This window comes from Neobacillus sp. SuZ13, from assembly GCF_030123365.1.
In the GTDB taxonomy this organism is placed as follows: domain Bacteria; phylum Bacillota; class Bacilli; order Bacillales; family Cytobacillaceae; genus Neobacillus.
The window spans coordinates 5,074,844-5,099,047 of the sequence record NZ_CP126107.1 but is presented as its reverse complement, the minus strand read 5'-3'; the positions used below and the strand labels follow the sequence as shown (position 1 = coordinate 5,099,047).

22 protein-coding genes are annotated in these 24,204 nt (G+C 39.2%); 19 read left to right on the top strand and 3 right to left on the bottom strand.

The annotated features are described in order from the left end of the window. The first annotated feature begins 3 nt into the window (after nucleotides 1-3). The 16 genes from QNH17_RS25325 to QNH17_RS25250 all read left to right on the top strand — a co-directional run bounded on the left by QNH17_RS25325 (nucleotide 4) and on the right by QNH17_RS25250 (nucleotide 18,459). Nucleotides 4-1,167, top strand: coding sequence for a cytochrome c3 family protein (locus tag QNH17_RS25325; protein ID WP_283875895.1), 1,164 nt, complete (start codon nucleotides 4-6; stop codon nucleotides 1,165-1,167). 26 nt (nucleotides 1,168-1,193) lie between these two features. After that, complete coding sequence (locus tag QNH17_RS25320; protein ID WP_283875894.1) at nucleotides 1,194-1,886, top strand: tetratricopeptide repeat protein; 693 nt, start codon at nucleotides 1,194-1,196, stop codon at nucleotides 1,884-1,886. A 17-nt stretch (nucleotides 1,887-1,903) separates the two neighbouring features. Continuing rightward, nucleotides 1,904-2,872 carry an NHL repeat-containing protein gene (locus QNH17_RS25315; protein ID WP_283875893.1) on the top strand — a complete coding sequence of 323 codons (969 nt, stop codon included), beginning with the start codon at nucleotides 1,904-1,906 and terminating at the stop codon, nucleotides 2,870-2,872. Nucleotides 2,873-3,236: 364 nt separating this feature from the next. Continuing rightward, nucleotides 3,237-4,883: a cytochrome c3 family protein gene (locus tag QNH17_RS25310; RefSeq protein WP_283875892.1), complete on the top strand. Its 1,647-nt coding sequence runs from the start codon at nucleotides 3,237-3,239 to the stop codon at nucleotides 4,881-4,883. Nucleotides 4,884-5,168: 285 nt separating this feature from the next. Further along, nucleotides 5,169-7,202: a cytochrome c3 family protein gene (locus QNH17_RS25305; protein ID WP_283875891.1), complete on the top strand. Its 2,034-nt coding sequence runs from the start codon at nucleotides 5,169-5,171 to the stop codon at nucleotides 7,200-7,202. A gap of 186 nt (nucleotides 7,203-7,388) precedes the next feature. Beyond that, complete coding sequence (locus QNH17_RS25300) at nucleotides 7,389-7,730, top strand: hypothetical protein (protein WP_283875890.1); 342 nt, start codon at nucleotides 7,389-7,391, stop codon at nucleotides 7,728-7,730. 57 nt (nucleotides 7,731-7,787) lie between these two features. Beyond that, on the top strand, nucleotides 7,788-8,054 hold the full coding sequence (locus tag QNH17_RS25295) for a hypothetical protein (protein WP_283875889.1): 267 nt from the start codon (nucleotides 7,788-7,790) through the stop codon (nucleotides 8,052-8,054). 361 nt (nucleotides 8,055-8,415) lie between these two features. Further along, nucleotides 8,416-9,517 (top strand): peptide chain release factor 2 gene (gene prfB / locus QNH17_RS25290; protein WP_283875888.1). Its coding sequence is split into 2 segments (ribosomal slippage): nucleotides 8,416-8,487 and nucleotides 8,489-9,517, totalling 1,101 coding nucleotides; the frame shifts between segments, so codons are not numbered across the junction. A 243-nt stretch (nucleotides 9,518-9,760) separates the two neighbouring features. Next, nucleotides 9,761-10,627, top strand: coding sequence for a YitT family protein (locus tag QNH17_RS25285; protein ID WP_144554097.1), 867 nt, complete (start codon nucleotides 9,761-9,763; stop codon nucleotides 10,625-10,627). A 51-nt stretch (nucleotides 10,628-10,678) separates the two neighbouring features. Further along, nucleotides 10,679-11,023 (top strand): cytochrome c551, encoded by a 345-nt coding sequence (cccB, locus tag QNH17_RS25280; protein WP_283875886.1) that lies wholly within the window; start codon nucleotides 10,679-10,681, stop codon nucleotides 11,021-11,023. Nucleotides 11,024-11,277: 254 nt separating this feature from the next. Further along, a complete protein-coding gene (gene ftsE / locus QNH17_RS25275; protein ID WP_026567745.1) occupies nucleotides 11,278-11,964 on the top strand; it encodes a cell division ATP-binding protein FtsE in 687 nt (228 codons plus the stop codon). Beyond that, a complete protein-coding gene (gene ftsX, locus QNH17_RS25270) occupies nucleotides 11,954-12,847 on the top strand; it encodes a permease-like cell division protein FtsX (protein WP_283875882.1) in 894 nt (297 codons plus the stop codon). Before ftsE ends, ftsX begins: the two co-directional genes overlap by 11 nt. Before the next feature lie 163 nt (nucleotides 12,848-13,010). Then, nucleotides 13,011-14,288 (top strand): murein hydrolase activator EnvC family protein, encoded by a 1,278-nt coding sequence (locus tag QNH17_RS25265; RefSeq protein WP_283875881.1) that lies wholly within the window; start codon nucleotides 13,011-13,013, stop codon nucleotides 14,286-14,288. A gap of 154 nt (nucleotides 14,289-14,442) precedes the next feature. Beyond that, nucleotides 14,443-15,900: a S41 family peptidase gene (locus tag QNH17_RS25260; protein WP_283875880.1), complete on the top strand. Its 1,458-nt coding sequence runs from the start codon at nucleotides 14,443-14,445 to the stop codon at nucleotides 15,898-15,900. 484 nt (nucleotides 15,901-16,384) lie between these two features. Next, the gene (locus tag QNH17_RS25255) at nucleotides 16,385-17,575 is read left to right on the top strand and encodes a PDZ domain-containing protein (protein ID WP_283875878.1); all 1,191 of its coding nucleotides are present in this window, start codon (nucleotides 16,385-16,387) and stop codon (nucleotides 17,573-17,575) included. 341 nt (nucleotides 17,576-17,916) lie between these two features. Next, complete coding sequence (locus tag QNH17_RS25250) at nucleotides 17,917-18,459, top strand: NADPH-dependent FMN reductase (protein WP_481858550.1); 543 nt, start codon at nucleotides 17,917-17,919, stop codon at nucleotides 18,457-18,459. 214 nt (nucleotides 18,460-18,673) lie between these two features. Here the strand turns inward: QNH17_RS25250 and QNH17_RS25245 are convergent, their stop codons facing one another. From QNH17_RS25245 to QNH17_RS25235, 3 genes are all read right to left on the bottom strand, one after another. Further along, complete coding sequence (locus QNH17_RS25245; RefSeq protein WP_283875876.1) at nucleotides 18,674-19,729, bottom strand: ABC transporter permease; 1,056 nt, start codon at nucleotides 19,727-19,729, stop codon at nucleotides 18,674-18,676. After that, nucleotides 19,726-20,451: an ABC transporter ATP-binding protein gene (locus QNH17_RS25240; protein ID WP_283879597.1), complete on the bottom strand. Its 726-nt coding sequence runs from the start codon at nucleotides 20,449-20,451 to the stop codon at nucleotides 19,726-19,728. Before QNH17_RS25240 ends, QNH17_RS25245 begins: the two co-directional genes overlap by 4 nt. A 129-nt stretch (nucleotides 20,452-20,580) precedes the next feature. After that, entirely contained in the window at nucleotides 20,581-21,189 is a 609-nt protein-coding gene (locus QNH17_RS25235) for a TetR/AcrR family transcriptional regulator (RefSeq protein ID WP_283875875.1), read from the bottom strand. A gap of 181 nt (nucleotides 21,190-21,370) precedes the next feature. On the opposite strand from QNH17_RS25235, the gene QNH17_RS25230 reads away from it, so the two are divergent. The 3 genes from QNH17_RS25230 to QNH17_RS25220 all read left to right on the top strand — a co-directional run bounded on the left by QNH17_RS25230 (nucleotide 21,371) and on the right by QNH17_RS25220 (nucleotide 24,203). Next, the gene (locus tag QNH17_RS25230) at nucleotides 21,371-22,558 is read left to right on the top strand and encodes a YhgE/Pip domain-containing protein (RefSeq protein ID WP_283875873.1); all 1,188 of its coding nucleotides are present in this window, start codon (nucleotides 21,371-21,373) and stop codon (nucleotides 22,556-22,558) included. A 113-nt stretch (nucleotides 22,559-22,671) separates the two neighbouring features. Then, nucleotides 22,672-23,265, top strand: coding sequence for a putative ABC transporter permease (locus QNH17_RS25225; protein ID WP_283875872.1), 594 nt, complete (start codon nucleotides 22,672-22,674; stop codon nucleotides 23,263-23,265). Nucleotides 23,266-23,504: 239 nt separating this feature from the next. Next, nucleotides 23,505-24,203, top strand: coding sequence for a response regulator transcription factor (locus tag QNH17_RS25220; RefSeq protein ID WP_283875870.1), 699 nt, complete (start codon nucleotides 23,505-23,507; stop codon nucleotides 24,201-24,203). The last annotated feature ends 1 nt before the right edge of the window (nucleotide 24,204 follow it).

The window sequence follows — 24,204 nt, the reverse complement described above, 5'->3', positions numbered from 1 at the left end:
TTTATGGAAGAGGAAAAGGAAATGCGATCGGCCCCTCCTCGTTATCGGTATAAATTAATTAAGTTTATGACTCTTGCACTGTTTTTTATAGTAATCTTCCTTGCACTTGGGTTCTCTGGGCTAAAGGCTACTTCTAGCTCAGGGTACTGCTCATCATGTCATGAGATGAAACCCGAGTACTATACGTGGAAAGCCTCCACGCATAGTGAAGTGGATTGTGTTAGCTGTCATATCCAGCCTGGGGCCAAGAATCTAGCAAAGAATAAAGCTAACGGGGTTGTCGAGTTATATAAAAAGACGATGAACACCTACTCAGCACCAATTCAAATGCCAAAAAATATACCAAATTCAGCATGTGAATCATGTCACAATATGGAAAAACGAGAAGTAACACCTTCTGGGGATATTATTATTCCACATGATAAGCACTTAGCCAAGGATGTTAAATGTACTCAGTGTCATAGTGGCGTTGCACATGGGAAAATAGCAGAACGTCAAGTAACCTTCAAAACAGACTATGGAAAATGGGATGACTCACTGGGAAAATCAATGATGAGTGATTTGAAGTTTACTAAGACTAAAATGGAAACTTGTGTGGAATGTCATGAAGTACGTGACGTATCTACCGAGTGTATAACTTGTCATACCACTGGTGTGTTACCGAAATCCCACAAAGAGTCGGATTTTAAAACTGGTAGTCACGGAGAGTTAGCTAAGATAGATTTAAAAAGCTGTAATAAATGTCATTCATATATGTCCGAAACTGAAATAAAGGGTTTTGTAGAAATCCCTGCTTCACAACAATTTTTAAGTAATACAGACTCGAAAACAACCCAGATTTCAGCTCAAGATTATGCTAAGGAAAATACGTTTTGTAAAGATTGTCATACGACGAAACCAAAAAATCACGTTAAAGGTTTTGTCAATCTTCATGGTGCTAAAGCTAAGGTGAGTACGGAAACATGTCTTGCCTGCCATGATAAACAAAAGACTGGATTTAATAAAACGAATAATGTTACGTGTAATAGCTGTCATCCAGCAATGCATGCTGACAAGAATTTTAAAGAAAGACATCCAGTTAATATTCAAGATGCAACAAGACCAACTGATTTTTGTTATACCTGTCATAATAAACCTAAATGTACATCATGCCATAAAGAAGATTAGTAATTTATTAGATTAGGAGGGCTAATATGGAAAGTCAAGTTAAGCCTGATGCCCAGGAACAATCCAGAACAGAAAATATTAAAAAGGTCAAGAAAGACCGCTTTACATGGTGGCAATCGCTAATTATTCTTGTTGTGACCTTAGCGATTTGTCTCTCTGCAGGATATTATGTAAGTGCTAAATACCTGTGGAATAAAAATGATGATGAAATCGTCAAGCAGATAGAATATAACAAAGCACTTGTTGAACAGAAACCTAATGATGCAAGTTTAAGAGTGCAATTAGGTTATAGTTACTTTTTAAAGGGTGACGATGACAAAGCTATAAAAGAATATCAGACAGCGAAAAGCTTGGATAAAGATTATTATGCTGCCTACTTGAATTTGGCTATTGTTTATGACAAGCAAAAACGCACTGACGATGCACTGCAAATGGCTAGTAAGGCATCTAAACTTGCTCCGCAAGATTATAAAAGTCTTTTATTAAAAGCAAGAAGCCACCGTAAATTAAAAATGTATGATAAAGCAACTGAGGCACTGGAAACAGCCAATCGTTATAAACCAGGAAATACAGATGTAATCTATGAAACTGGTTTAGTGGCAGAGGACCAAGGAAAACTTAAAGATGCAGAAGATATTTATAAAGAATCTCTTTCTTATGATCCAACATTTAAGCCAGCACTAGAAGCATTAGAACGTCTAAAGACTAAAAAGAAATAAGGAAGGAGATGGGATCCGTGAAAAAAAAGACAACGTATATATGGATGGGAACCATTGTCGCACTTAGTGTCATTTTATTCGCCGTGATTTACTTTTTCAATCTTCAGGATAATGCTATAAAAGTGGCTAGTAAAGTGGATGCAGGTGGCCCTCCAACCTTGAGTTATTACATTCAAGGGGACATGAATGACCCGCTTGAAAAACCAATGGATGTTACGAAAGTTGGACAATATGTCTATGTAACAGATACAAACCACAAGCAAGTTCAAGCTTTTGATACTTCGGGTACGCCTATTTTCAAATTTGGTAAGGAAGGATCCGATAAAGGTCAATTTAAATTTCCATACGGTATTGCTGGTGATAAAGATGGTAATGTTTATGTCGCTGACCTATACAATGGCAAAATCTCCATTTTTACTTCAAAGGGAAAATTCATTAAATACTTTGAAGTTGCCAATAAAAAGGACTCATTAAAAGGTCCCGGCGGTTTACGAATTTACAATAACAAACTATATGTAACAGATATTCCGAAAAACAAAGTAAATGTCTTTGATCTTACAGGGAAAAAATTACTTGAAATTAATACCGCAACAGGGAAAAAAGATGCTCTCAATGCGCCAAACGCAGTTACTGTTGACGATGATAATAATATCTATGTTTCCGATACAGGTAATCAACGTCTAGTAGTTTATGATCAAAACGGAAAGTATAAGCGGATTATTAACGGTTCAGCAGATGGCAAAGGCAGTTCTAAATTCGTTAATCCAAGAGGAATTGGAGTTCAGGCTAATGGAACTTTATTAATGGTCGATAATATGACTCATTATCTCTATGGATACGATAAGGAAGGAAAACAAGTTTTTCAAATTGGTGGAATTGGCAGCGAAAAAGAGCAATTTTATCTTCCTAACGGATTGTTTGTAGATGATAAGGGAGAGGTGTTTATCACCGATACCGTTAATGCAAGAGTTGGTCTTTATTACTAATAACTTTTTAACATTAAAGGAGGTGGTGCATTAATAGAGGGAGAGATTAGTATTACAAATTAGAAAAAGAGAGAAAGAGAAAAAGAGAAAAAGAGAAAAAGAGAGAAATAGAGACAGAAAAACTGGGAGGTTTTTTGGAATGAGTAAGATGAAACTTAGCTTCTCACTAGTCTTAACGATTATTCTAGTGGGAATACTTAGCACCTCAGTATTTGCAAGAGGAGCTTTCTGGGGCAGTTTGACTGCAAACGGCACAGGATATGATTTTAAGTTTATTAATACTAGTCATGATTCTTCGAAAGACTTTAGCGTAAAGGTATATGAGAATCAAGACGGGGAGTATGCAGAAGTATATACATCTGCTATGCTAAGCGATGTACCTGCATACCCGGAACCAACAGGTGCAGCTGCTGAGTACAAAACGATCAATATTCCTTATTCAGCTGATGGTTCTGCTGGTGTTAATTTTGAACAGAAAGTAATTTACAAATTTGTTCTTATGGATGGAACAACTGAGACTGAGACAAAATATGCAGTAAATTGGACTCATGAGAATCCAAGCTTAGCCTCAATTGCTAATGACCCTGAAGGACTTTTAGATGTTGATGGTTCAGGTCTAGTTAATGCCAACCATACTGGCGTACCTGGAGCTGCTAGTAAAGGCGGTAATAAACACGGTTTCTATCAAAACAACACAAACTCTTGTGCTGCTTGTCACCAAACTCACACTGCTGCTGAAGGTGAAGCATTATTATTCAAAGACGGCGTATACAGCACATGTTCTGCTTGTCATGATGGTACAACTGGTGCATACAACGCATTTGCATCAACTACTGAAGAAACAACAAAAGAAATCGCTGGTACATTTAACGTTAAACAAGATACTACACACAATGGTTCCCTTCACCAATCTGACGGTTCCATTAATGTAAGTGCGGCTCCTGGAGGAAACACCAAAGCAGCAGGCAATAACACAATCTGGGGAAACGAATTTAACTGTGCTAGCTGCCACGCACCACACGGATCTGGTTCAACAATGGAAAACAACTTGAACATGGATCCACTCGGCTGGGGTGGAGTTGCTTATGACACATCTACATCAGACGGAAAAAATGGTAAATTATTCAAAGATCTTACTATCATTAACTTAGATACAGCTTCATTACCATCATCAATGACTACACCGTATATTGTTGCTAAGAAAACTGTAGCAGCCGGTGATCTTTCTACAGATAAAACAAAAGAAGGTTACATGTATAGCCGCGAAGGTGTTGTAGTAGGTCAAAAGGTCATCCAAACCTACAGATGGACTGGAAAATCATATTCTAAAGACTTCTCTCTTTGGTTAAGAGGTTCTAGCCGTGAGGCAGCTAATACTGTCTTAACTGGTGCTCCTACAACCCTAAAAATTGTCTGGAGAGATGGTTTTGCAGTTGGTACTTCTGCAGATGTTGATGCAGTTACTAAAGCAACAATCTCTTTAGGTATTGATGTTGAAACTACTACTAATATTAGATCTTTATTTGATAGTACTTATGCAAACTATGTTTATGATAGTGGTACAGAAATGAGTAAATATTGTTCAGCTTGTCACACTGACTATTTGTCTAATACACGTACTATTAAAACTGGTACTTATACTCAAGCACACCGCCACACAACTGGAAAAGACAATCTTACTTGCGTACGTTGCCACTACGGTCACGGTACAGATGCTACAATCATGAAGGACTCTAACGATGAGTCTTATTACGAAGGAGATCACGCAGGAAACTTAAGTTATTATGTTGATCCAAACCCATCTTCTGCATTAAAACGTTACACTGGTATGTCAGTATGTTACGCTTGTCACGGTTCTGGCGGTCAGTTCATTAATAACGTAAACAACGACCGTCTTGATGGTCCTACTAGTGCTATTTACGGCAGTCATTCAGGTGTTAATGATGCTGGAGTTGGCATAGATGACGGTGAAGCCCCATTAAAGCCAGGACAACCAGGAACTAGAGAATAGTTCAAATAAAAAAGCCAACAAATAGCGCCACTACTTGTTAGCTTTGAAGAGTTGAAATGTCATTTTTAGAGAGAGCAAGGTAGCAATTGATGTTACCTTGCTTTCCTATTATTATCTACTATTTGACACAAAATTGTCAATATTAAAGACACAAAACAGACAATAAATTGCTCAAATTCCGCCCTATTTTCCTCCGAAATCACTGCTATAATTGATTTGTAACTCCTATATAAAAAAATAACTTTAATAAACATAATTAAATTTACAGAAAAAGAGTTGAATTGAATGAATCCTATGTTGAGTCATAATAAGGTATTTCTCAGTGGTCTGTTACTTCTTTTTTTATTGCTAACCTTATTCAGCTGCACAAGTATGATAGTTTTTGCTGCAGATCTACCGTTAATTAGTATTACCAAACCAGATAGCACAACAGATTCTGAAGCATTACTGAATGATACGAAAGTTATTGTTAAAGGTAGTTATGATAATGTTCGGGCTAAAAATCTACTATTAACAGCGTACGAAGTAGGTGACCCAGATAGAAAGATATCCAACTCTGATGACAATCCTGCCGAATGGACTATCAATACAACAGAAAAAACATGGACATTCTCTAAAAGACTAAGCGACGGAGCGCATCAAATTAAAGTGGTAATTAAAGATACAGCTGCTGATGTTATAGAATCGGATAAAGTAAAGTTTTATATTTCCGGTACGGGGATTGTTCTTCCAAATAATGTAGTCCTCTATGGGGATGATTTAACAAGTACTCCTAAAAACGCCAAAATAAAGTTTACTATTGTGGACGAGTATCCTATTGCTCAAATTGATCAAGACAAAGCAGTCAAGGTGATGCAAGGAGACACTGAAATTAAAGGAACCTCAACACTGAAAGATCTTGAAGTGCCAGGCATTCATGCTTACAGTATTACTTTTACACCAGACGAAAAACTCTCTTTATATAAGTCTTTTACTGCTAAGCTAGTTCCCAGTGCTATAGGAGATGTAACTCTTAACAAGGTCAATGCAAAATCATTTAAGTTTACAACAAGAACAAGTGCAGTAAATTGGGATGACTATGATGATGAGACCCATAAGACAAGTAGCAATCCACATGGGCATTATTCAAACAATACTAATATGTGCGCCACATGTCATAGCTCACATAAAGGTTCAACTGATAAACTCGAATTAGAACCTGGTGATGATTCAACCAAAAACTATTGTTTGGCTTGTCATGATGGAACCACGAATGCACCACTTATTGATAATAGTGATAGTAAGAATCATCACACTGCTGGATTAGATGCAAAACAACAAGAGTCCTGTACGACATGTCATAATCCACATTTAGATTGGACTGTGGAAAATCCTAACTTATTAAAAGACCACTATGTATATAATCATAAGACTGCTGATTTAAATCAAAGAGGATTAACAACATTGAGTGTGGATAGCTTAGAAACAGATTGTGCTACCTGTCATGAAGATAATACGGCATTGGATACTGTTTCAAACACAAATAAGAGTATTTTCGATAGTGAAACCTTTAAACAAGGATATTATGAGTATCTTAAATATAATAAATCTTTAACATCTAGTGGGGCCATGGAAGATTATTCATTATGTCTGTCCTGTCATACGAATATAAAAAAATTCTATAAAGTTAAAGAAACATCACAACACTCGATTACATCAGATGACGGAAGGAAATTGAATGGCTTCATGCCTTGTGCTGAATGTCACGAAACCCATGGTTCTAACAATTCCTTCTTGTTGAGAAGCCAGTTTGGCCATGATAATCCAGCGTCAACTTCATTCTCGTTTACTGGTGATATTAAAGGCTGGGATGTTAGTACAGAGAGACGTTTTTGTCTGCAGTGCCACAATGGTTCTACTTCGCTTTATGGTGTAACGGCAAAGGCATTAAGTCCAGAATATCATCCAAGTCAAACAGCGGCATGTTCCCTATGCCATGGTACAGGTGGGTTGGCTAGAGACAGAATATTAAGTGCTGCACATGGACCAAAATACGTTCCAATTTCTGAACCAGAACCTGTAACAGAAAGTTTACCAACAGCACCTAGTTCGACTGAAAATACAAGCGAAACAACAACAGATACGAGTAGTCCAACAGAAAAGCCATCTGATGCCACCATGGAGGAAAATAGTTCAACTACAAATGAAAATAGTTCAACTACAACAGAAAATAGTTCAACAGCTACTGATAGTAGTCAAACAACTACAGATTCTAGTACTACTGCTTCAGATGAAACTGGAACTGATGTCGACAAAAATAACATTGTTGATACTCCATAAAAGAGAGGTGTGTATATTTATGATTTATACATCCCTCGTTGCCTGGCATCCAAGTTAGGATCTATTTAAAATTTCCAGCAGTGAATTTCATCATCGTGAAATCTCACTGCTTTTTTATGTGACTAAGCTGTTAGCTTCAAGTATGATCCAAATTCAGGCTTAGTAAGTTATACTCCAACAGAGTCATTGGAAAATGAGGCTTACCATACTGTTTATATTGCTGCTTCCGACATTTCAGGTATTTCAATAAGTGAAGAGTGGAAATTTTACACCAATACTTACCCTGACATGAGGGATTCAAATATTTCCAGCTGTACTGCCTGCCATCCATCAAATAGCTTTACAGGCAGCAACGGCGATTTGGAAAATGTCCATAGTAATAAACTATATTTCCACGGAACACATTCCAACAGTCGTTGTGATAATTGTCATAATTATATTTCTGTTTCCGCGGGATGCAGTCAGTGTCATGATGATCCGGATGGACAGTTCGCTTATGCACCACATGGATCTACACCTACAATTTAAATATCAGCCAACCAATGTTGATCCAAAAATCCAATCAGGATAACGGAAAATCGTGAAATGAATGATTGTATTCTCTGCCACCAGCCTGGATCCCAGGTAAAAGGTTATGTAGGATACCAAGCGACACCCACGAGACTTCTGAATCACCACGACATACCGGAGCTTCATAAAGCAAATGAACCAGACTGTGCAGGATGCCATGCAAAATCACTTACCCATGAACATGCCCGTGACGGCAGAATTGATGCAGATGGTAATCCGATCACATGTAATACTTGTCACAAAAGTACTAATCCTGTAGTCGTCCAAGCCGATAAAAGATAAAAATACATCCTGCACGACCTGCCACTCCAAGGATACCGCCCATAAAGAGGTGCATGCGAAGTGTGCGGACTGTCACTCAAAAGGTAGTTATGAAGAGTCACGAACTGTACATTAATATACATTCAGGGAAATAGCCTAAGCATAAGGGGCACCAATAAGTCATTTAGTCGACTTTTTGGTGCCCCCTAATACATGATTAAGGGAAATATCGTTATTATCATGGACCTATCTCATATTTCCGTTGCCCTTTTTTAATCCAAACTTTGAAATTTACCCTGCTATCACGCTATAATGGTTAAGGTACTGAACGTTGATTTCGGAATAAAATACGATATAGGTAATTTTTATAGAGGTGAAAATAATGGAATTAGCAGAAATTCGTAATGAACTTGAAAAAACAGCTAAGAAATTAGCGGACTTTAGGGGGTCTCTTTGACCTTGAGAATAAGGAAGCAAGAATTGCTGAATTAGACGATGAGATGCTTCATCCTGATTTCTGGAACGATCAGCAAGCAGCGCAGACCGTCATTAGTGAAGCAAATGGATTGAAGGATCAGGTCAATGAATTTTATGATTTGAATAGCAGCTTTGAAAATTTGGAATTAACCTACGAACTTGTTAAAGAAGAAAATGATGAAGAATTACGTGCTGAGTTGGAAGATGAACTCGTGCAGTTAACAGCGCGTTTGAGCCAATTTGAACTTCAGCTTCTCCTTAGTGAGGAGTATGATAAAAATAATGCAATTCTGGAGCTACACCCAGGTGCAGGCGGAACAGAATCACAGGACTGGGGCTCGATGCTGTTACGGATGTATACCCGCTGGGCGGAAAAAAAGGGCTTTAAGGTTGAGACCCTCGATTACTTACCTGGTGATGAAGCGGGGATTAAGAGTGTAACACTTGCGATTAAAGGTCATAATGCCTATGGCTATTTAAAAGCGGAAAAAGGGGTTCACCGTTTGGTAAGGATTTCTCCATTCGATTCCTCAGGCCGTCGTCATACGTCTTTCGTTTCCTGTGAAGTCATGCCTGAACTTAACGATGACATTCAAATAGAAGTCCGGACAGAGGATTTAAAAATTGATACCTACCGTGCGACAGGTGCGGGCGGACAGCATATTAACACTACCGATTCGGCCATCCGGATTACCCACCTGCCAACTGGTGTAGTTGTTACATGTCAAGCAGAACGTTCGCAAATTAAAAACCGCGAGGCGGCGCTGAAAATGCTCAAAGCCAAACTGTATCAACTTGAAATTGAGCGTCAGGAACAAGAACTTCTAGAAATTCGCGGCGAGCAGAAGGAAATCGGCTGGGGAAGTCAAATCCGTTCTTACGTTTTCCATCCCTATTCGATGGTGAAAGATCACAGAACTAGCACAGAAAGCGGGAACGTTCAGGCTGTGATGGACGGGGATTTGGATCAGTTTATTAATTCGTATCTCAGATCGAGAATTTCATAAATTGTATTTATAGCCTGTGCCGACTAATTCGGCACAGGCTTATTTTTTATAAAACCTTCGCCTTCTATACTAAACCATCGCTAACCTCTCTAACGTCTTATAAAAACCAGTTAACTGGCAAATGCTAAGGAAAATTTTAATCCTTTACCACGTCAACTTACTGCCATTTACACCAATATTTACGCATGCTATACTCACTTTCAGCTAATAGAAAGTATCTAAAATTTTGAGGAGAATAGCTTTATGAATATCTTAAGTAATTTAACACTAACCTATCCTAAAACGAGAATAGCAATCGATTATCTTTTTGTATTAATTGGTGCAGCAATCATTGCTTTAACCTTTAATGTTTTCTTACTTCCGAACCAAGTGGCTTCAGGTGGAGTAAGTGGTATTAGTACGATTCTAAAATCAGTGCTTGGGTGGGAACCGGCCTATGTTCAGTGGGCTTTTAATATCCCTTTATTTGTAGCTGGTGTAGTTTTATTAGGAAAGCAGTTTGGTGTGAAAACCCTAGCGGGAACGATTTTTTTACCATTAGTAGTGTTTTTTACTAGGAATTTAGATCCTTGGACCAATGACGCCCTCCTTGGGGCTTTGTTTGGGGGAATTGGTGTAGGACTTGGACTGGGCATAGTCTTTAGGGGAAGAGCATCGACGGGCGGAACGGACCTGGCAGCCCAAATTATTCATAAATATACAGGGTTTTCGCTGGGACGATGCGTCGTCATAATTGATGGTTTAATCGTGCTTGCTGCTGCGATTGTATTTGATATCGAAAAAGGTTTGTATGCATTGATTGCTCTTTATGTAACAAGCAAAACAATCGACCTGATTCAGGTTGGTTTCGGCCGTTCAAAAATGGCAATGATCATTACTGGTAAACAAGAAGAAGTTCGTGCCGGAATTTTGAATAAAATAGACCGTGGTGTGACAAAACTATCAGCATATGGTGGATTTACTGACCATGAACGGCCAGTTCTTATGTGCGTTGTAGATCAATCGGAGTTCACAAAATTGAAACAATTGGTTAAAGCCCTTGACCCATCTGCATTTGTCGTTGTCATGGATGCAGCTGAAGTGTTAGGTGAGGGTTTCAAACGGGCATAGGATTGGTATAATAGGGCATTGATGGTAATATTTTCTGAAGGGGGTAACAACGTGAAAAAGAAGTGGCTTACAATGTTGATGGGAACTGCATTAGTAATGGGTCTTGCTGCCTGCGGAGGCGGGGATAAAGACACAAGTAAAGACACAGGAACTGACAAAGGAACGGAAACAGCCAGCAGTGATACGGCGGCGAAGATTTTTGATCAAAAATGCTCCAGCTGTCATGGCGGTGATTTGACAGGTGGTATGGGTCCAAATCTTACCAAGGTTGGCTCAAAGTACTCTAAGGACGAAATATTGAATATCATTAAAAATGGTAAAGGGCAAATGCCTGCAAACGTAATAACTGGCGATGATGCAAACCAAGTTGCTGAGTGGCTTGCAGCGAAAAAATAAAAATACTCGGAAGCGTTCTGTTTGTAAAAACAGAGCGTTTTTTATTTGCGCCAAAATGAGAAATTTGTCGGGTTTTGTAATTCTTTGAAAAGAAACTGTAATATTTTTACCGCTTTTTTTAACAATTTATGATGTTATAATAGGATTATGCGAAATTATGCACATATTTTTTTTGTTATCCTAGTCCATTTTGCAAATAAAAAAAGATAATTGTCGAAAAAATTCGAGATGTCTTTAAATAAAGGTGATAAAAAATGATAGAACTACAAGATGTTTATAAAAAGTACCCGAATGGAGTTTCGGCCATTAATGGAATAGACGTCCGGATTAACCAGGGCGAATTTGTCTATGTCGTCGGACCAAGCGGTGCCGGAAAATCAACATTTATAAAAATGATGTATCGTGAGGAGGTTCCGACTTCTGGGACCATCACTATGAACGGTGTAAACCTAGCAAAATTAAAAATGAAAAAGGTTCCTATTTTCAGACGGAATCTTGGTGTTGTCTTTCAGGATTTTAAGCTGCTTCCGAGATTAACTGTTTATGAAAATGTAGCTTTTGCCTTAGAGGTTATCGAAGCTCAGCCGAAAGTAATAAAAAAACGAGTGATGGAAGTTCTTGATCTTGTTAACTTAAAGCATAAGATAAAAATGCTGCCGTCTGAGCTATCAGGCGGGGAGCAGCAACGTGTTTCGATAGCTCGTTCGATTGTCAATTCACCGAAAGTAGTAATTGCGGATGAGCCTACCGGAAACCTTGATCCCGAAACATCTTGGGAAATTATGAAAATATTTGAAGAGATTAATTCAAGAGGTACGACGATCGTTATGGCAACCCATAACCGCGAGATTGTTAATACATTACAGCATCGAGTGATTGCCATTGAAGGCGGTAAAATCGTGCGTGATGATGAAAGAGGTGAATACGGTTATGAAAATTAGAACAATTGGCCGTCACTCACGAGATAGTTTAAAGAATATCAGCAGAAATGGCTGGATGACTTTTGCTTCGGTAAGTGCTGTTACCGTTACCTTGATTTTAGTTGGTGTCTTTTTCGTTATTATGATGAATCTTAATAGAGTAGCAGAAACAATTGAAGACGATGTGTCAATTCGCGTTCATATTGATGTAGCTGCAAACGCTCAAGATCAGCAAAAGCTTAAAACTGAGATTGAAAGTATTCCTGAGGTAAAAAGTGTCACATTTTCCTCCAAACAGCAGGAACTAGACAATTTAGTAAATAGTCTTGGCGAAGAAGGAAAGTCCTTTAAACTTTTTGAACAGGATAATCCTTTAAACGATGTCTATATTGTCAAAACGAAAAAACCGACAGATACGATGCAAGTAGCTAAACAAATCGAAAAATCCACTTATGTTGCCAAGGTCAAATATGGCCAGGGCAAGGTGGAAAAATTATTTAAGTTCATTAAAGCAAGCCGAAACGTCGGTATTGTATTAATTATTGGCTTATTCTTTACAGCTATTTTCTTAATTTCTAATACAATTAAAATTACGATTATTGCTAGACGTAGAGAAATCAAGATTATGAGGTTAGTAGGTGCCACAAATACGTTTATCCGTTGGCCGTTTTTCTTAGAAGGTCTATGGCTGGGTGTAATTGGATCAATATTGCCAATTATCCTGATTTCCATTGCCTATTATCGTGCTTATGATTATATTGGTCCGCGGCTTGAAGGAACTTTCATTAAGGTACTACCATTTGACCCGTTTATGTATCAGGTTTCCGGAATTCTTATTCTAATGGGTGCTCTGATAGGAATTTGGGGAAGCTTAATGTCCGTTCGAAAATTCTTAAAAGTATAATCCAGATCAGGAAGGATGGTACCAGTGTCCTTCCTGATTTACTGTTATCCGACCTATAACTAGGATGGACGCATATGTCCTTCAGAATGTTACGTACACCAGCATTCGTCACAAACAGGAATTGATGTACCTGTACATAGAGAGATAGGAGGAAAATTCGAAAATGAAGAAATCAGTAATCACCAGTGCGGTTGCACTAGCGGTCGGACTAGGAACAATATTTGGTGGAGTTTCTGTTAAAACAGAAGCTGCATCACTCTCTAGTCTAAAAGGTGAACAAAATAAAATCCACGATAAACGTACTAATATACAATCAGGTATCAATCAAGCAAATGATAAGATCAATACCTTAAAAAGTCAGCAGGCTGATGTAAAGAGTGAAATGAAGCGCCTTGATTTTGCGATTGAAGATACAACCACAAAAATAGACGATAAATCCAAAAAGATAAAAGATACCAAAGCAGAGGTTACGAAACTTCAAGCTGAAACAAAGGTGATCAAAGAGCGAATTAATAAGCGAAATGTGCTTTTGAAGGACCGGGCACGCAGTTACCAGGAAAATGGCGGCATGGTCAATTATTTAGATGTGTTAATGGGATCAACCAGTTTTAGCGATTTCATTGACCGGGCCAATGCAGTTGCTACGATCGTACAGGCTGACCAAGATATTATTAAGCAGCATGAGGCTGATAAACAGGAACTGGCACAGAAGCAGGCAAAAGTAGAAAAAGATCTTGCTAGCCTCGAAAAGATGTTAGCAGACTTAAAAACTATGAATCAGCAATTGAATGTACAAAAGAAAGAAAAAGATAAAATGTTAGCTAGCCTTAAAGACCAGGAAGAAGAAGTCCATGAAGGTATGATGGAGTTACAAGAAGAGGAGCAAATTCTTGCTGCTCAAGAGGCGGCGATAAAGCAAGCTATTCAAATGGAAAAAGAAGCTCAAGCTAAAGCAGCAGAAGAAGCGAAAAGAAGAACCACGAGCTCTAACAATGGAAATGATAGTGGATCTCAATCCAATACCACACCGAATGTTTCGAGTGGTGTTTGGACCCAGCCAACAACGGGATATCGTAGTTCTGGTTTTGGCGGTCGTGGTGATGGGAATCACTATGGTGTCGATATTGCCAACGGGACGAAGGTGCCAATCGTTGCAGCAGCTAATGGAGTGGTAATCAGATCCTATTATTCTAGCACGTATGGAAATTGTATTTTTGTTTCTCACTCGATTAATGGACAAGTGTATACAACTGTTTATGCTCATATGACCCAACGTTATGTTGGCAGCGGGGCAAGAGTGAAAAAAGGTCAAAAGATTGGTCTGATGGGGAATACTGGTGCCTCAAGAGGACAGCATTTGCATTTTGAACTTCATAAAGGTCCATGGACACAGGATAAGCGTTATGCCATCAATCCTGTCGGCATAGTTCCATTACCATAATAATTGGAGAAGCTTTTTGCTTCTTCTTTTTTTATACCTATCAATCATCATAACTCGTCCACTCTTTACATATATCTTAATAATCGGGCAGGAATTTGGTGCCTTTTTAGAAAAATAGAAAGGACAGGCATTTTTAACTTAAGGAGGACCTTAGATGAATCGTAGATGGATTGCCCTTTTGATGACGGGTTCGCTCCTGACTGGGGCGGGGGGCACATATGCAGGCATGCAGCTATTAGATCATAAAAATGGCAGTAATAAACTCGAACTGGTGAAACCCTCAGATAATAAGGGATTCAGTTCGGCGGAAAATGCTGTAGATTTAGAAAAAGTAGAGAATGCCTATGATCTTATTTTAAGCAGATACGTTGAAAAGGTAGATCAGGACAAGTTGGTAGAAGGCGCAATTCAAGGGATGTTATCTGTTCTAAAAGATCCGTACTCTGTCTATATGGACAAGGAAACCGCCAAACAATTTACACAAACTTTGGAATCCTCATTCGAAGGGATTGGAGCAGAAGTTGGCATGGTTGATGGCAAAATTGTAATCGTCTCTCCTTTTAAAGGTTCTCCTGCTGAAAAAGCAGGCATTAAGCCAAATGATCAAATTCTAAAGGTGGATGGGAAAAGTGTAGAAGGGCTGGACTTGAATAAGGCAACACTCAAGATTCGTGGTAAAAAAGGGACGAAGGTTCAATTATTAATTGCGAGAAAAGGGTTAAAAGATCCGCTGGCGATTGACGTTACCCGCGATGAAATTCCTCTTGAAACAGTCCATGCTTCAATTAAGGAACATGACGGCAAAAAAATTGGCTATATCGAACTAACTTCTTTTTCAGAGGATACAGCTGCTGATTTTGAAAAAGAATTATCTGCCTTAGAAAACGATCATATTAAAGGGCTGATTATTGATGTGCGTGGAAACCCTGGCGGTCTGCTCGACAGTGTTGGTGAGATCTTAAAGGAATTTGTCCCAGAAAATAAGCCATATGTCCAAATCGAGCAGCGGAATGGTGAGAAAAAACGATACTTCTCCAATCTTTCGGAGAAAAAGGATTATCCCGTGGTTGTCCTTGTCAATAAAGGTAGTGCCTCTGCATCCGAAATTCTCGCCGGTTCACTTCAAGAAGCGGATGGTTACCAACTTGTTGGAGAAACTACCTTCGGAAAAGGTACCGTTCAACAGGCTGTTCCGATGGGGGATGGAAGCAACATCAAGCTGACGTTGTTTAAATGGCTGACCCCAGATGGCAACTGGATTCATAAAAAAGGAATCGAGCCAGATGTGGCCATTAAACAACCAGCGATCTTCGCTACCCATCCGATTCAAGTCGAAGAGATATTGGAAGAGGATATGAACAATGAGCAAGTGAAAAACGCCCAAGAGGTGTTAGCTGGCTTAGGATTTGCACCAGGCCGGACGGATGGTTATTTTAGTAAGGAAACTGCCATGGCTGTTAAAGGGTTCCAACTCCAAGCGAACTTGGAGCCAACTGGAAAAATTGGCCCAGAGACTGCAGCTAAACTTGAAGAAGCAGCCATCGCGGAAATGAAAAAAGAGAAAAACGATCTTCAGTTACAAACCGCATTGCGATTAATAACCAAAGAGTAAAGCAGGGGCTTATGCCTCTGTTTTTCTTTTATATCAAATTATATAATTAATTGTAGATAAATTGATATAGTTCTCTGAATCCAGCTCCAGCGCCCAGCGGCTAGTGTACTTCGCTCTCCGCCCTACGATAAGTCAACATCGAATCGCTAACGCTCTTCGTGTTGTCTAGCTCCAGCGCCTAGGAGCTCGGGGTCATAAGCCAATCCGTCCTGAAGGTCAAAAAGCAACCTTCATGCCGGCTCGTCTTATGCCTGTCGCCCCTGAGCAAGGCGCTTCCGCTTTTCGTGTTTCCTTTATCTCGGTTGGAGCGCTCCAGTCCATACGCCGCTAAACGGGCGCTTCCGCTTTTTGTAGTGATACAATATTTTTACCATTTTCTAAAAACTAGCAATATGTTTTATGGCGGCAATTTGGTAAAATACTCTTTAGGAGACTTTTCCCTAATAGACTACTAGAAATTTTTAATAGAGGCAGGTGGCAGGAATTGGTGCAAATATGGCTTGTAGAACTTCTTAAAGGGACAGGCAAGTTATTTCTTCATCCTGTTTTATACTATCTCGTTTTCCTGGCTGGAATTTTAGGTGTAATGAGGGTGAAACGTGAAAGGAAAAATTTTCATATTCGGGCACATGATGCCTATTTTGAACTTCGACAGTTATTTCCACCCGGCATTTTGATCGGACTTGTACTTTCGGTAGTTGTTATTGCAGCAGGGATCACGGTTCCATTCGCAAGCATCCTGCTTATTGCTGGATTTACTTTTTTGTGGTCACTAACGACAAATGTTCGCTGGATCTCGCCTGCCTATACGATGGGGGCAGCCTTTTTCTCTATCATATTGATAGCGGAAAATAATTGGACAATCCCGCCCTTTTCGAAGTCGTTCCAGGCATTGAGTGACAAGATCTATCCTTCTATAGTCGTTTTGATGGGGTTGATGCTAATCGCAGAAGGGATGCTAATCCTTAAAAATGGCAGTTATGGGACATCCCCTAAACTAGCTAAAAGCAAACGCGGTCAAAATGTAGGATTGCACGAAGGAAAGCGTCTCTGGATGCTGCCGATTTTCTTACTTATACCAGGCAATGCGTTACAGCTTCCATTCGACTGGTGGCCCGTTTTCCATTTGGGTGCCAAGGAATACTCGCTGATTTTTGTTCCATTTGCGATTGGATTTCATCAGCAAGTTAAAGGAATGCTGCCTAAGATTGCGATTGAGCTTCATGGCCGCCGGGTAATCCTGCTTGGAGTGTTTGTTACACTTCTTTCTGTTCTAGGCTATTGGTTCCCGCTCAGTTCGATTGTAACCTGTGCTCTGGCTGTTCTCGGCCGTGAGTTTATTATTTTACTCGCTGGTATGAAGGATGATAATCTCCCGTTTTATTTTTCCAAAAAGAATCAAGGTCTGATGATTATCGGGGTTATTCCCGAGTCACCCGCAAGTAAAATGGATTTGCAGGTGGGGGAAGTGATCACGAAAGCGAATGGTGTCTTGGTTCGTGATGAAAAGGTGTTTTACGAAGCACTTCAAAAAAATCGTGCCCACTGCAAACTAGAGGTTCTCGATACAAATGGAGAAATCCGTTTCGTCCAACGCGCTCTATACGAAGGTGACCACCATGAACTCGGTATCCTCTTTGTACAGGACGATCGTAAATATGATGTTGGTGCCTGACACCCAAAACCACTTAGCTAGTGTGCTAAGTGGTTTTTTTATGTGTTTTAGAATAATTAATAATATCTTTGCAAAATCTAAAGTTAAATCGATTGACAAGAAAACATAAATATTATAAAATTACTTTGAATTAAAGATATATTAATTAATAATATTTAATTTATTAATATTTTAATTGATAATATCTTGGTGAGTATGTTTGTAGGAAGAAATCCTGCAAAGAAACGTTTTGTTTATTCATGAACACTACGTAATTTTTATATAAAAAATTTTTATAGGTGGTGTTGAAGTTGGGTTTTCTAGGTAGACTATTTGGTGAATCAACGAAGGAGGAAAAAACAATGACAAAATTAAACATTGGGATTATTTTAGGTAGCACACGTCAAGGACGTGTAAGCCCACAAGTTGGGGAATGGGTGAAAGGAATTGCTGACAAACGCGGCGATGCAAACTATGAAATCGTTGATATCGCAGACTTTAATTTACCATTCTTAGGCACAACAGACGGTTCAGAACCAGGAATTGCACAATGGAATACAAAACTTGCGGAATTAGATGGCTTTGTTTTCATCGTGCAAGAATACAATCACAGCATCACAGGTGCCTTAAAAAATGCGCTTGATTTTGCACGTGAAGCATGGAATAACAAAGCTGCCGGGATCGTAAGCTATGGTTCAACAGGCGGAGCACGTGCTGCTGAACATTTACGTGGAATCCTAGGTGAGTTAAAAGTAGCGGATGTTCGTACACATCCAACATTATCATTATTCACAGACTTTGAAAACGGCAGTGTTTTCAAACCAGCAGAATTACACCTTACAAATGTAAATGCTATGCTTGATGAAGTTAACCAATGGAGCGGAGCATTAAAAACAATCCGATAAGAATAACAAGGGAGAGATGAATCATTGATCATCTCTCCCTTTATTTTTAATAAGATTGAACTTAGAAAACAGTCTAGTTCCAACACCCAGCAGCTAGTGTACTTCGCTCTTTTCCTTACGATAAGTCAAGCACGAATGCGCTAACGCTCTTCGTGTTTCCTTTATCTCAGTCAAAGCGCTCCAGTCCCTACGCTGCTAAACGGGCGCTTCCACTTTATAGTTTTCGATACTTTTTCAATGAGAAGATATTCAACACAATGAAAATCGCTGCGAAGATAAGTAAGGCCAAGAGGTCGCCGCTAATCTCACTAAAACCCAACCCTTTATACATCACACCTTTTAGAGCGTCCCCTGCATAGTACATCGGTATAACCTTTGCAACTGCCTGTAACCAATCGGCCATCCCTTCCAGCGGAAAGATTCCTGCGAAAAATATTTGAGGGATAACGGCAATTGGGATAAATTGAATCATCTGAAACTCAGAAGCAGCGAAGGTTGATAAAAGGATTCCAAGGGAGAGAGCTACCAACGCGAGAATTAAATTGATGAGAAGCACATTCCCAATCGATCCGACCAGAACGATATCTAATACATTAATAGAGTAGAATACCACGATCATAGTTTGGATGACTGCAAAAATACCATACCCCACCAAGTACGCCGTAACGATTTCCCATCTCCGTATCGGTGTCGACATCAACCGTTCTAGTGTTCCTGTTGTCCGTTCACGTAATAATCCAATTCCTGAAATAATAAAGACGAAAAAGAAAACGAAGAAGCCAACTAATATCGGGCTTAATACATCAAAAAAGACGGTATCAGCATCTCCATACACATAATCAATATCGATGCTTTGCTGGGCCAGACCTGCCGCTGCTTTATTTTGCTGAATTAACTTAGCTTGACTTTGGGCCGCGACCGCTTGGCTGACTTTCATTTGCAAGCCTTTCGCTTTTGCTGGGTCGTTATTTTGTAATGTTAATTTTAAACGTCCATTCTCTTGTTCTAACAATCCATCAAGGTCGTCATCTACCACCGTTTGAGAATTGACTTTTTCGTACTGTTTCACTTGTATGTCTGCCTTTTTCAATCCGCTGACAAGATTATCATCCACACCAGTGACACCTAATTTAGGATCGACAGTGTTGCCGTTGAATAAAAAATACATCAGGGTAAGAATGAGCAGTGGTGCCACAAACAGCAAGGCCAACGTACGTTTATCCCGAAACATCTGCCGGAAGATTCGTTTAACTAACGCGAACACTCTCATGATTGTTTCACCCCAGCTTTCAAGAATACCTCATCGAAATCGTCGGTTCCGTATAACGCCTTTAATTGATTAGGCGTGCCGCTTGTTAAAATCCGACCATCGCGAACCATGGCGACATAATCGCATTTCACTGCTTCATCCATGACGTGGGTGGTGACGATGATGGTTTTTTGCTCTTCATTTTTCAAGCGCAGGAATTCTTTCCAGATCGACAATTTTAGTTCGGGGTCAATGCCGACGGTTGGCTCATCAAGGATTAAGATTTGCGGGTCTTGAATTAATGCGATTGCCAAGGATAAACGTCGTTTCATCCCTCCCGAATAAGCTGCTACTCTTTTGTTTAAGTCATTGGTGAGGTTGACTAAATTGGCTACATACAATAGCCGTTTTTTCTGTGCTTCTTTATTCAACCCAAATAGAGAAGCAAAAAACTTTAGATTCTCCTCTCCCGTTAACTCACCATACAAGGCATCTGCTTGGGCCATATAGCCAATGTCTTGAAGTAAGGAAAGGTTCGGCATTTTTTTATTTAATACATGAATGGAACCTTTATCCGCCTTTTCCATACCAACAATCATTTTGACAAGGGTGGTTTTTCCGGCACCAGATGGTCCAATCAATCCAAATAATTGCCCCTTCTCGATCGTTAAGTTGACCTCATTTAAGACGGTTTTTTTTCCAAAACTTTTACTGACGTCTTCTACATTAATGGTTGAATTCATCAATCAATCATGCCTCCTAAGATGGCTGTTATGATTTCATTTTACAGCGCAGGTGGATTTAAGCAATAAACAAAAAGCAACAATGTGTTGATTTACTCTTAAAAAAAGGATGCCTGTTAATAGGGCAATCTAATTTTGTTTAAAACCAAGAGCATTTCTGGGTCCTAAAAATGTGATTCGCGATAGGATCATTGCTATTTCGCGTGGAGATTTTTCCATCCCGCTTTCTAACCAATGTTGAATCACCCCGAGGTGGGCGGAACTGACATAAGCAAACAGATAGTCCACCGGGACAAGCAAATTATCTTTGTTTATTTTTGACATGATATTTTGATAAAAGGTCTGTTTAATGAAATCTTTCAATTTCCCTTGGAATGATGCGTCTCCTTTCGGACCCAGTATTACTTTCATGAAGTTTGAATTTTCTTGGAAAAGTTCAAATAAGGTAATAATGAAAGGAAAGGGCTCATCTTCCCGATTAAAGTTTATGAAATCAAGGGGGTTTATTTCTTGTGCGATTTTTTGAATTTCGATTAAGATCTCCGCTTCGCTCTGCTCCAATAAATCATATTTATCATGGTAGTGTAGATAAAATGTTCCCCGATTAATCTCTGCCTTTTGTGTTAAATCTCGGACGGTAATACCTTCAAACCCTTTTTCCTCCATTAACTCTGTGAGAGCATCACGAATCAATCGCTTTGTCCTTACAATTCGTTTATCAGTTGATTTTTCCGACATTCCTATTCCTCCGAATAAATTTTTTTTAGAAAAAATAAACGTTTCATTCATTTGTGTCAAGTAATAGACAGATAGCTTTTTATTGTTGATTGCCTTTATTAATAAACGAATTATAATATACACCATGAACATTAATCAACATTGTGTCCGATTATTATAGGAAAATAAGAGGAGGATTTCCATGAAATTATTTAAAAGTAAATTGGCTTTTTTATCACCGATCATTGTCTTAGTTGTGGTGCTTGTTTTTGGCTTAACGCTCATACCATCCGTCCAACCTACTCCAAAGAATTTACCGATTGTGTTTGTTAATGAAGACCAAGGAGTGGATATTCCTAACCAGGGAAAAGTGAATATGGGGAAAACCATTGCAGACATGATTCAGAAAACATCCCAATCTACTTCAGGTGAAGAGCCTGCCGTTAAATTTATCTCTGTCTCAAGTTATCAGGAAGCGAAGAAAGGGTTAGATCATCGTGATTATTATGCAGCATTAGTCATTCCTAAGGATTTCTCTAGTAAGCAAGCCTCGCTTCGCGGTCCTAAACCTATATCCCCTGAAATTGAAATAGTGGTGAATCAAGGGATAAATACGGCTGGCTCGACAATGGCGGGTACAGTTCTAAATGGAATGGTCGATCAAATCAATACGAATGTACGAACCCAACTATTAAAAGCATTTGAAGTACAAGGGGGGACAGTGACTACCAAACAGGCTGCGGCCCTTGTGTCACCGATCACGAAAAAAGTAATTAATGTTAATGAAACCGGTACAAATAGCATGAATGGAAATGCGCCTGTTTCCTTATTCCAGCCGCTTTGGATGGCAAGTATTGCTGGAGCGGTGATCATTTTTTTAACCCTGTCTAAAGTAAGGTTTGCAACTCGAAAGGAAAAGTTTAGTGCACTAATCGCTCAAGTATTGATGGGAGCAGTAATCGCCCTTGTAGCAGGATTTGGATTAACCTGGATGGCCGATGCAATCGGAGTTCATATTTCACAATTTGGAGATACGGCACTTTTCTTATCCCTGGCGTGTTACAGTTTTTTCTTAATGATTTCAGCAGTACTTTCCTGGACCGGAATCAAGGGGGTTCCCATTTTTGTGATCATGCTATTCTTTGGAGCGCCCCTATTAGCGATGGCACCAGAGTTCATGTCACCCTTTTACCGCGATTGGATCAATCCCTGGCTGCCGATTCGGTTTTTAGTCGAAGGACTCAGAGACTTGTTCTTTTTTGGGAAGAATTTCAGCTGGAATCATCCGACATCAGTTTTAACATGGATTGGAGTCGGAAGTATCGTATTGATATTTGCTTCAGTGGTAAAATTCCGGTCAAGACAGGAGGAAAAATCCGCTGCAATGTAAATAAGCACTTTCACAAGTTTGAAAAGCACAAAACAGGAATTTTTTTGTATATTTGGAAGCATGGCTGTTAAACCTAAAGTGGGAAATTCTTATCCATGAAAGGTGGTTCAGCCATGATTATTAATTTGCTGAATGGAATTGAGTTTCAAAATCCTGATCTTTTTAATCTTGAAGAAGCTGCCGCGCTGATTTTTTATTTCACCGTTTATTCGTTTTTAGGCTGGCTCCTTGAAAACAGTTATAACTTTTTGACGAAACGGGAATTCTTTAAGCCGAATTTTTTATTTGGGCCATTTAAACCGATGTACGGCATTACCCCTGTACTTTTGGTCTATTTGATTTCACCAGAAACAAATGGGGGAGTAGTTATTTTTCTTTGTTTCTTCATCCCAACTTTGGTCGAATATGTAACAGGAGCGCTTCTGCAAAAGCTTTTTAACCGGAAATGGTGGGATTACACCGATACACCCCTGCAGCTTCATGGTCATATTTGCCTGCCCTTTTCTTTATCCTGGATGGTCCTGTCGCTCCTATGTATCAAATGGATCCATCCTGTCATTGTCTCAACATACGGAGCAGTAGAACCATTTTGGGCCTGGGTCTGGTCAGCGATAGGATTGTATTTCCTTGCCGACCTAGTCTTAGCTATTCGCAAACATACGCTGCAAGAACTAATGCCAGAAAAGGCAAATAATCAAATTCAATAGGTGCCTGACACCAAAATTTTATAAAAAACTCCTTCCACAAAAAGAAGGAGTTTTTGTCGTTAAACTCGTAACATTACACAACCTAGTGTATGAACGAAAGATTAAAATTCAATGAAAAAAAGAAAACTAAGCAAAAAACATGCTAAATTGAATGAGATGGGTTCACAGAGAGATATAGATTGTTATATAAAAACTTACAGTTTGCTGCTAAGTCTAAGAGTGAAAAAGGAGGGATGACGATGAAACAGCGGATTTTGGTTGTAGAGGATGAAAAACAGATTGCCAAGATATTAAAGATTGAACTCGACTATGAGGGATACGAAGTAATGGTGGCATATGACGGAAAATCAGGTTTGCAGGCAGCCCTAAGTGAAAAATTGGATTTAATTTTATTGGATGTTATGTTACCCGAAATCAATGGTATTGAGGTATTAAGAAGAATAAGAAAAGAGAATAACCTAATACCTGTTATTTTATTGACCGCCCGTAATATGACAATCGATAAGGTAGCAGGACTCGATCAAGGGGCAAATGATTATATAACAAAGCCATTTGAGATTGAGGAATTATTAGCAAGAATTCGCTCATGTCTTCGTCAAAGTTCCATTGCAATAAAAGCTTCATATACCGATGATTCCCTTTTAGAAATAAGGGATTTAACCGTGAATATTGATACGAGAGAGGTCAAAAGGGGTGAGACTTCGATCACGTTAACTCCAAAGGAATTCGATTTACTCGTGTATTTGCTATCGCAAAAAAATAGAATTGTCACGCGGGAAAGCATCCTTCTACATGTATGGGGCTATGAATATGAAGGAGAAACAAATGTCATTGATGTATTTATCAGACATTTACGTAAGAAGATTGAAGAAGGTTTTTCTGACCCGACGATTATTCAAACGGTGAGAGGAATCGGTTATACCGTAAGGGAGAATTAAA

Excerpts from the sequence above, each read along its gene's own strand:
- QNH17_RS25325 (WP_283875895.1), top strand. The coding sequence starts at position 4 with ATGGAAGAGGAAAAGGAAATGCGATCGGCCCCTCCTCGTTATCGGTAT.
- QNH17_RS25320 (WP_283875894.1), top strand. The coding sequence starts at position 1,194 with ATGGAAAGTCAAGTTAAGCCTGATGCCCAGGAACAATCCAGAACAGAA.
- QNH17_RS25310 (WP_283875892.1), top strand. The coding sequence starts at position 3,237 with ATGCTAAGCGATGTACCTGCATACCCGGAACCAACAGGTGCAGCTGCT.
- QNH17_RS25305 (WP_283875891.1), top strand. The coding sequence starts at position 5,169 with ATGAATCCTATGTTGAGTCATAATAAGGTATTTCTCAGTGGTCTGTTA.
- QNH17_RS25295 (WP_283875889.1), top strand. The coding sequence starts at position 7,788 with ATGAATGATTGTATTCTCTGCCACCAGCCTGGATCCCAGGTAAAAGGT.
- QNH17_RS25285 (WP_144554097.1), top strand. The coding sequence starts at position 9,761 with ATGAATATCTTAAGTAATTTAACACTAACCTATCCTAAAACGAGAATA.
- ftsE (WP_026567745.1), top strand. The coding sequence starts at position 11,278 with ATGATAGAACTACAAGATGTTTATAAAAAGTACCCGAATGGAGTTTCG.
- ftsX (WP_283875882.1), top strand. The coding sequence starts at position 11,954 with ATGAAAATTAGAACAATTGGCCGTCACTCACGAGATAGTTTAAAGAAT.
- QNH17_RS25265 (WP_283875881.1), top strand. The coding sequence starts at position 13,011 with ATGAAGAAATCAGTAATCACCAGTGCGGTTGCACTAGCGGTCGGACTA.
- QNH17_RS25260 (WP_283875880.1), top strand. The coding sequence starts at position 14,443 with ATGAATCGTAGATGGATTGCCCTTTTGATGACGGGTTCGCTCCTGACT.
- QNH17_RS25250 (WP_481858550.1), top strand. The coding sequence starts at position 17,917 with ATGACAAAATTAAACATTGGGATTATTTTAGGTAGCACACGTCAAGGA.
- QNH17_RS25245 (WP_283875876.1), bottom strand. The coding sequence starts at position 19,729 with ATGAGAGTGTTCGCGTTAGTTAAACGAATCTTCCGGCAGATGTTTCGG.
- QNH17_RS25240 (WP_283879597.1), bottom strand. The coding sequence starts at position 20,451 with ATGAATTCAACCATTAATGTAGAAGACGTCAGTAAAAGTTTTGGAAAA.
- QNH17_RS25235 (WP_283875875.1), bottom strand. The coding sequence starts at position 21,189 with ATGTCGGAAAAATCAACTGATAAACGAATTGTAAGGACAAAGCGATTG.
- QNH17_RS25230 (WP_283875873.1), top strand. The coding sequence starts at position 21,371 with ATGAAATTATTTAAAAGTAAATTGGCTTTTTTATCACCGATCATTGTC.
- QNH17_RS25225 (WP_283875872.1), top strand. The coding sequence starts at position 22,672 with ATGATTATTAATTTGCTGAATGGAATTGAGTTTCAAAATCCTGATCTT.
- QNH17_RS25220 (WP_283875870.1), top strand. The coding sequence starts at position 23,505 with ATGAAACAGCGGATTTTGGTTGTAGAGGATGAAAAACAGATTGCCAAG.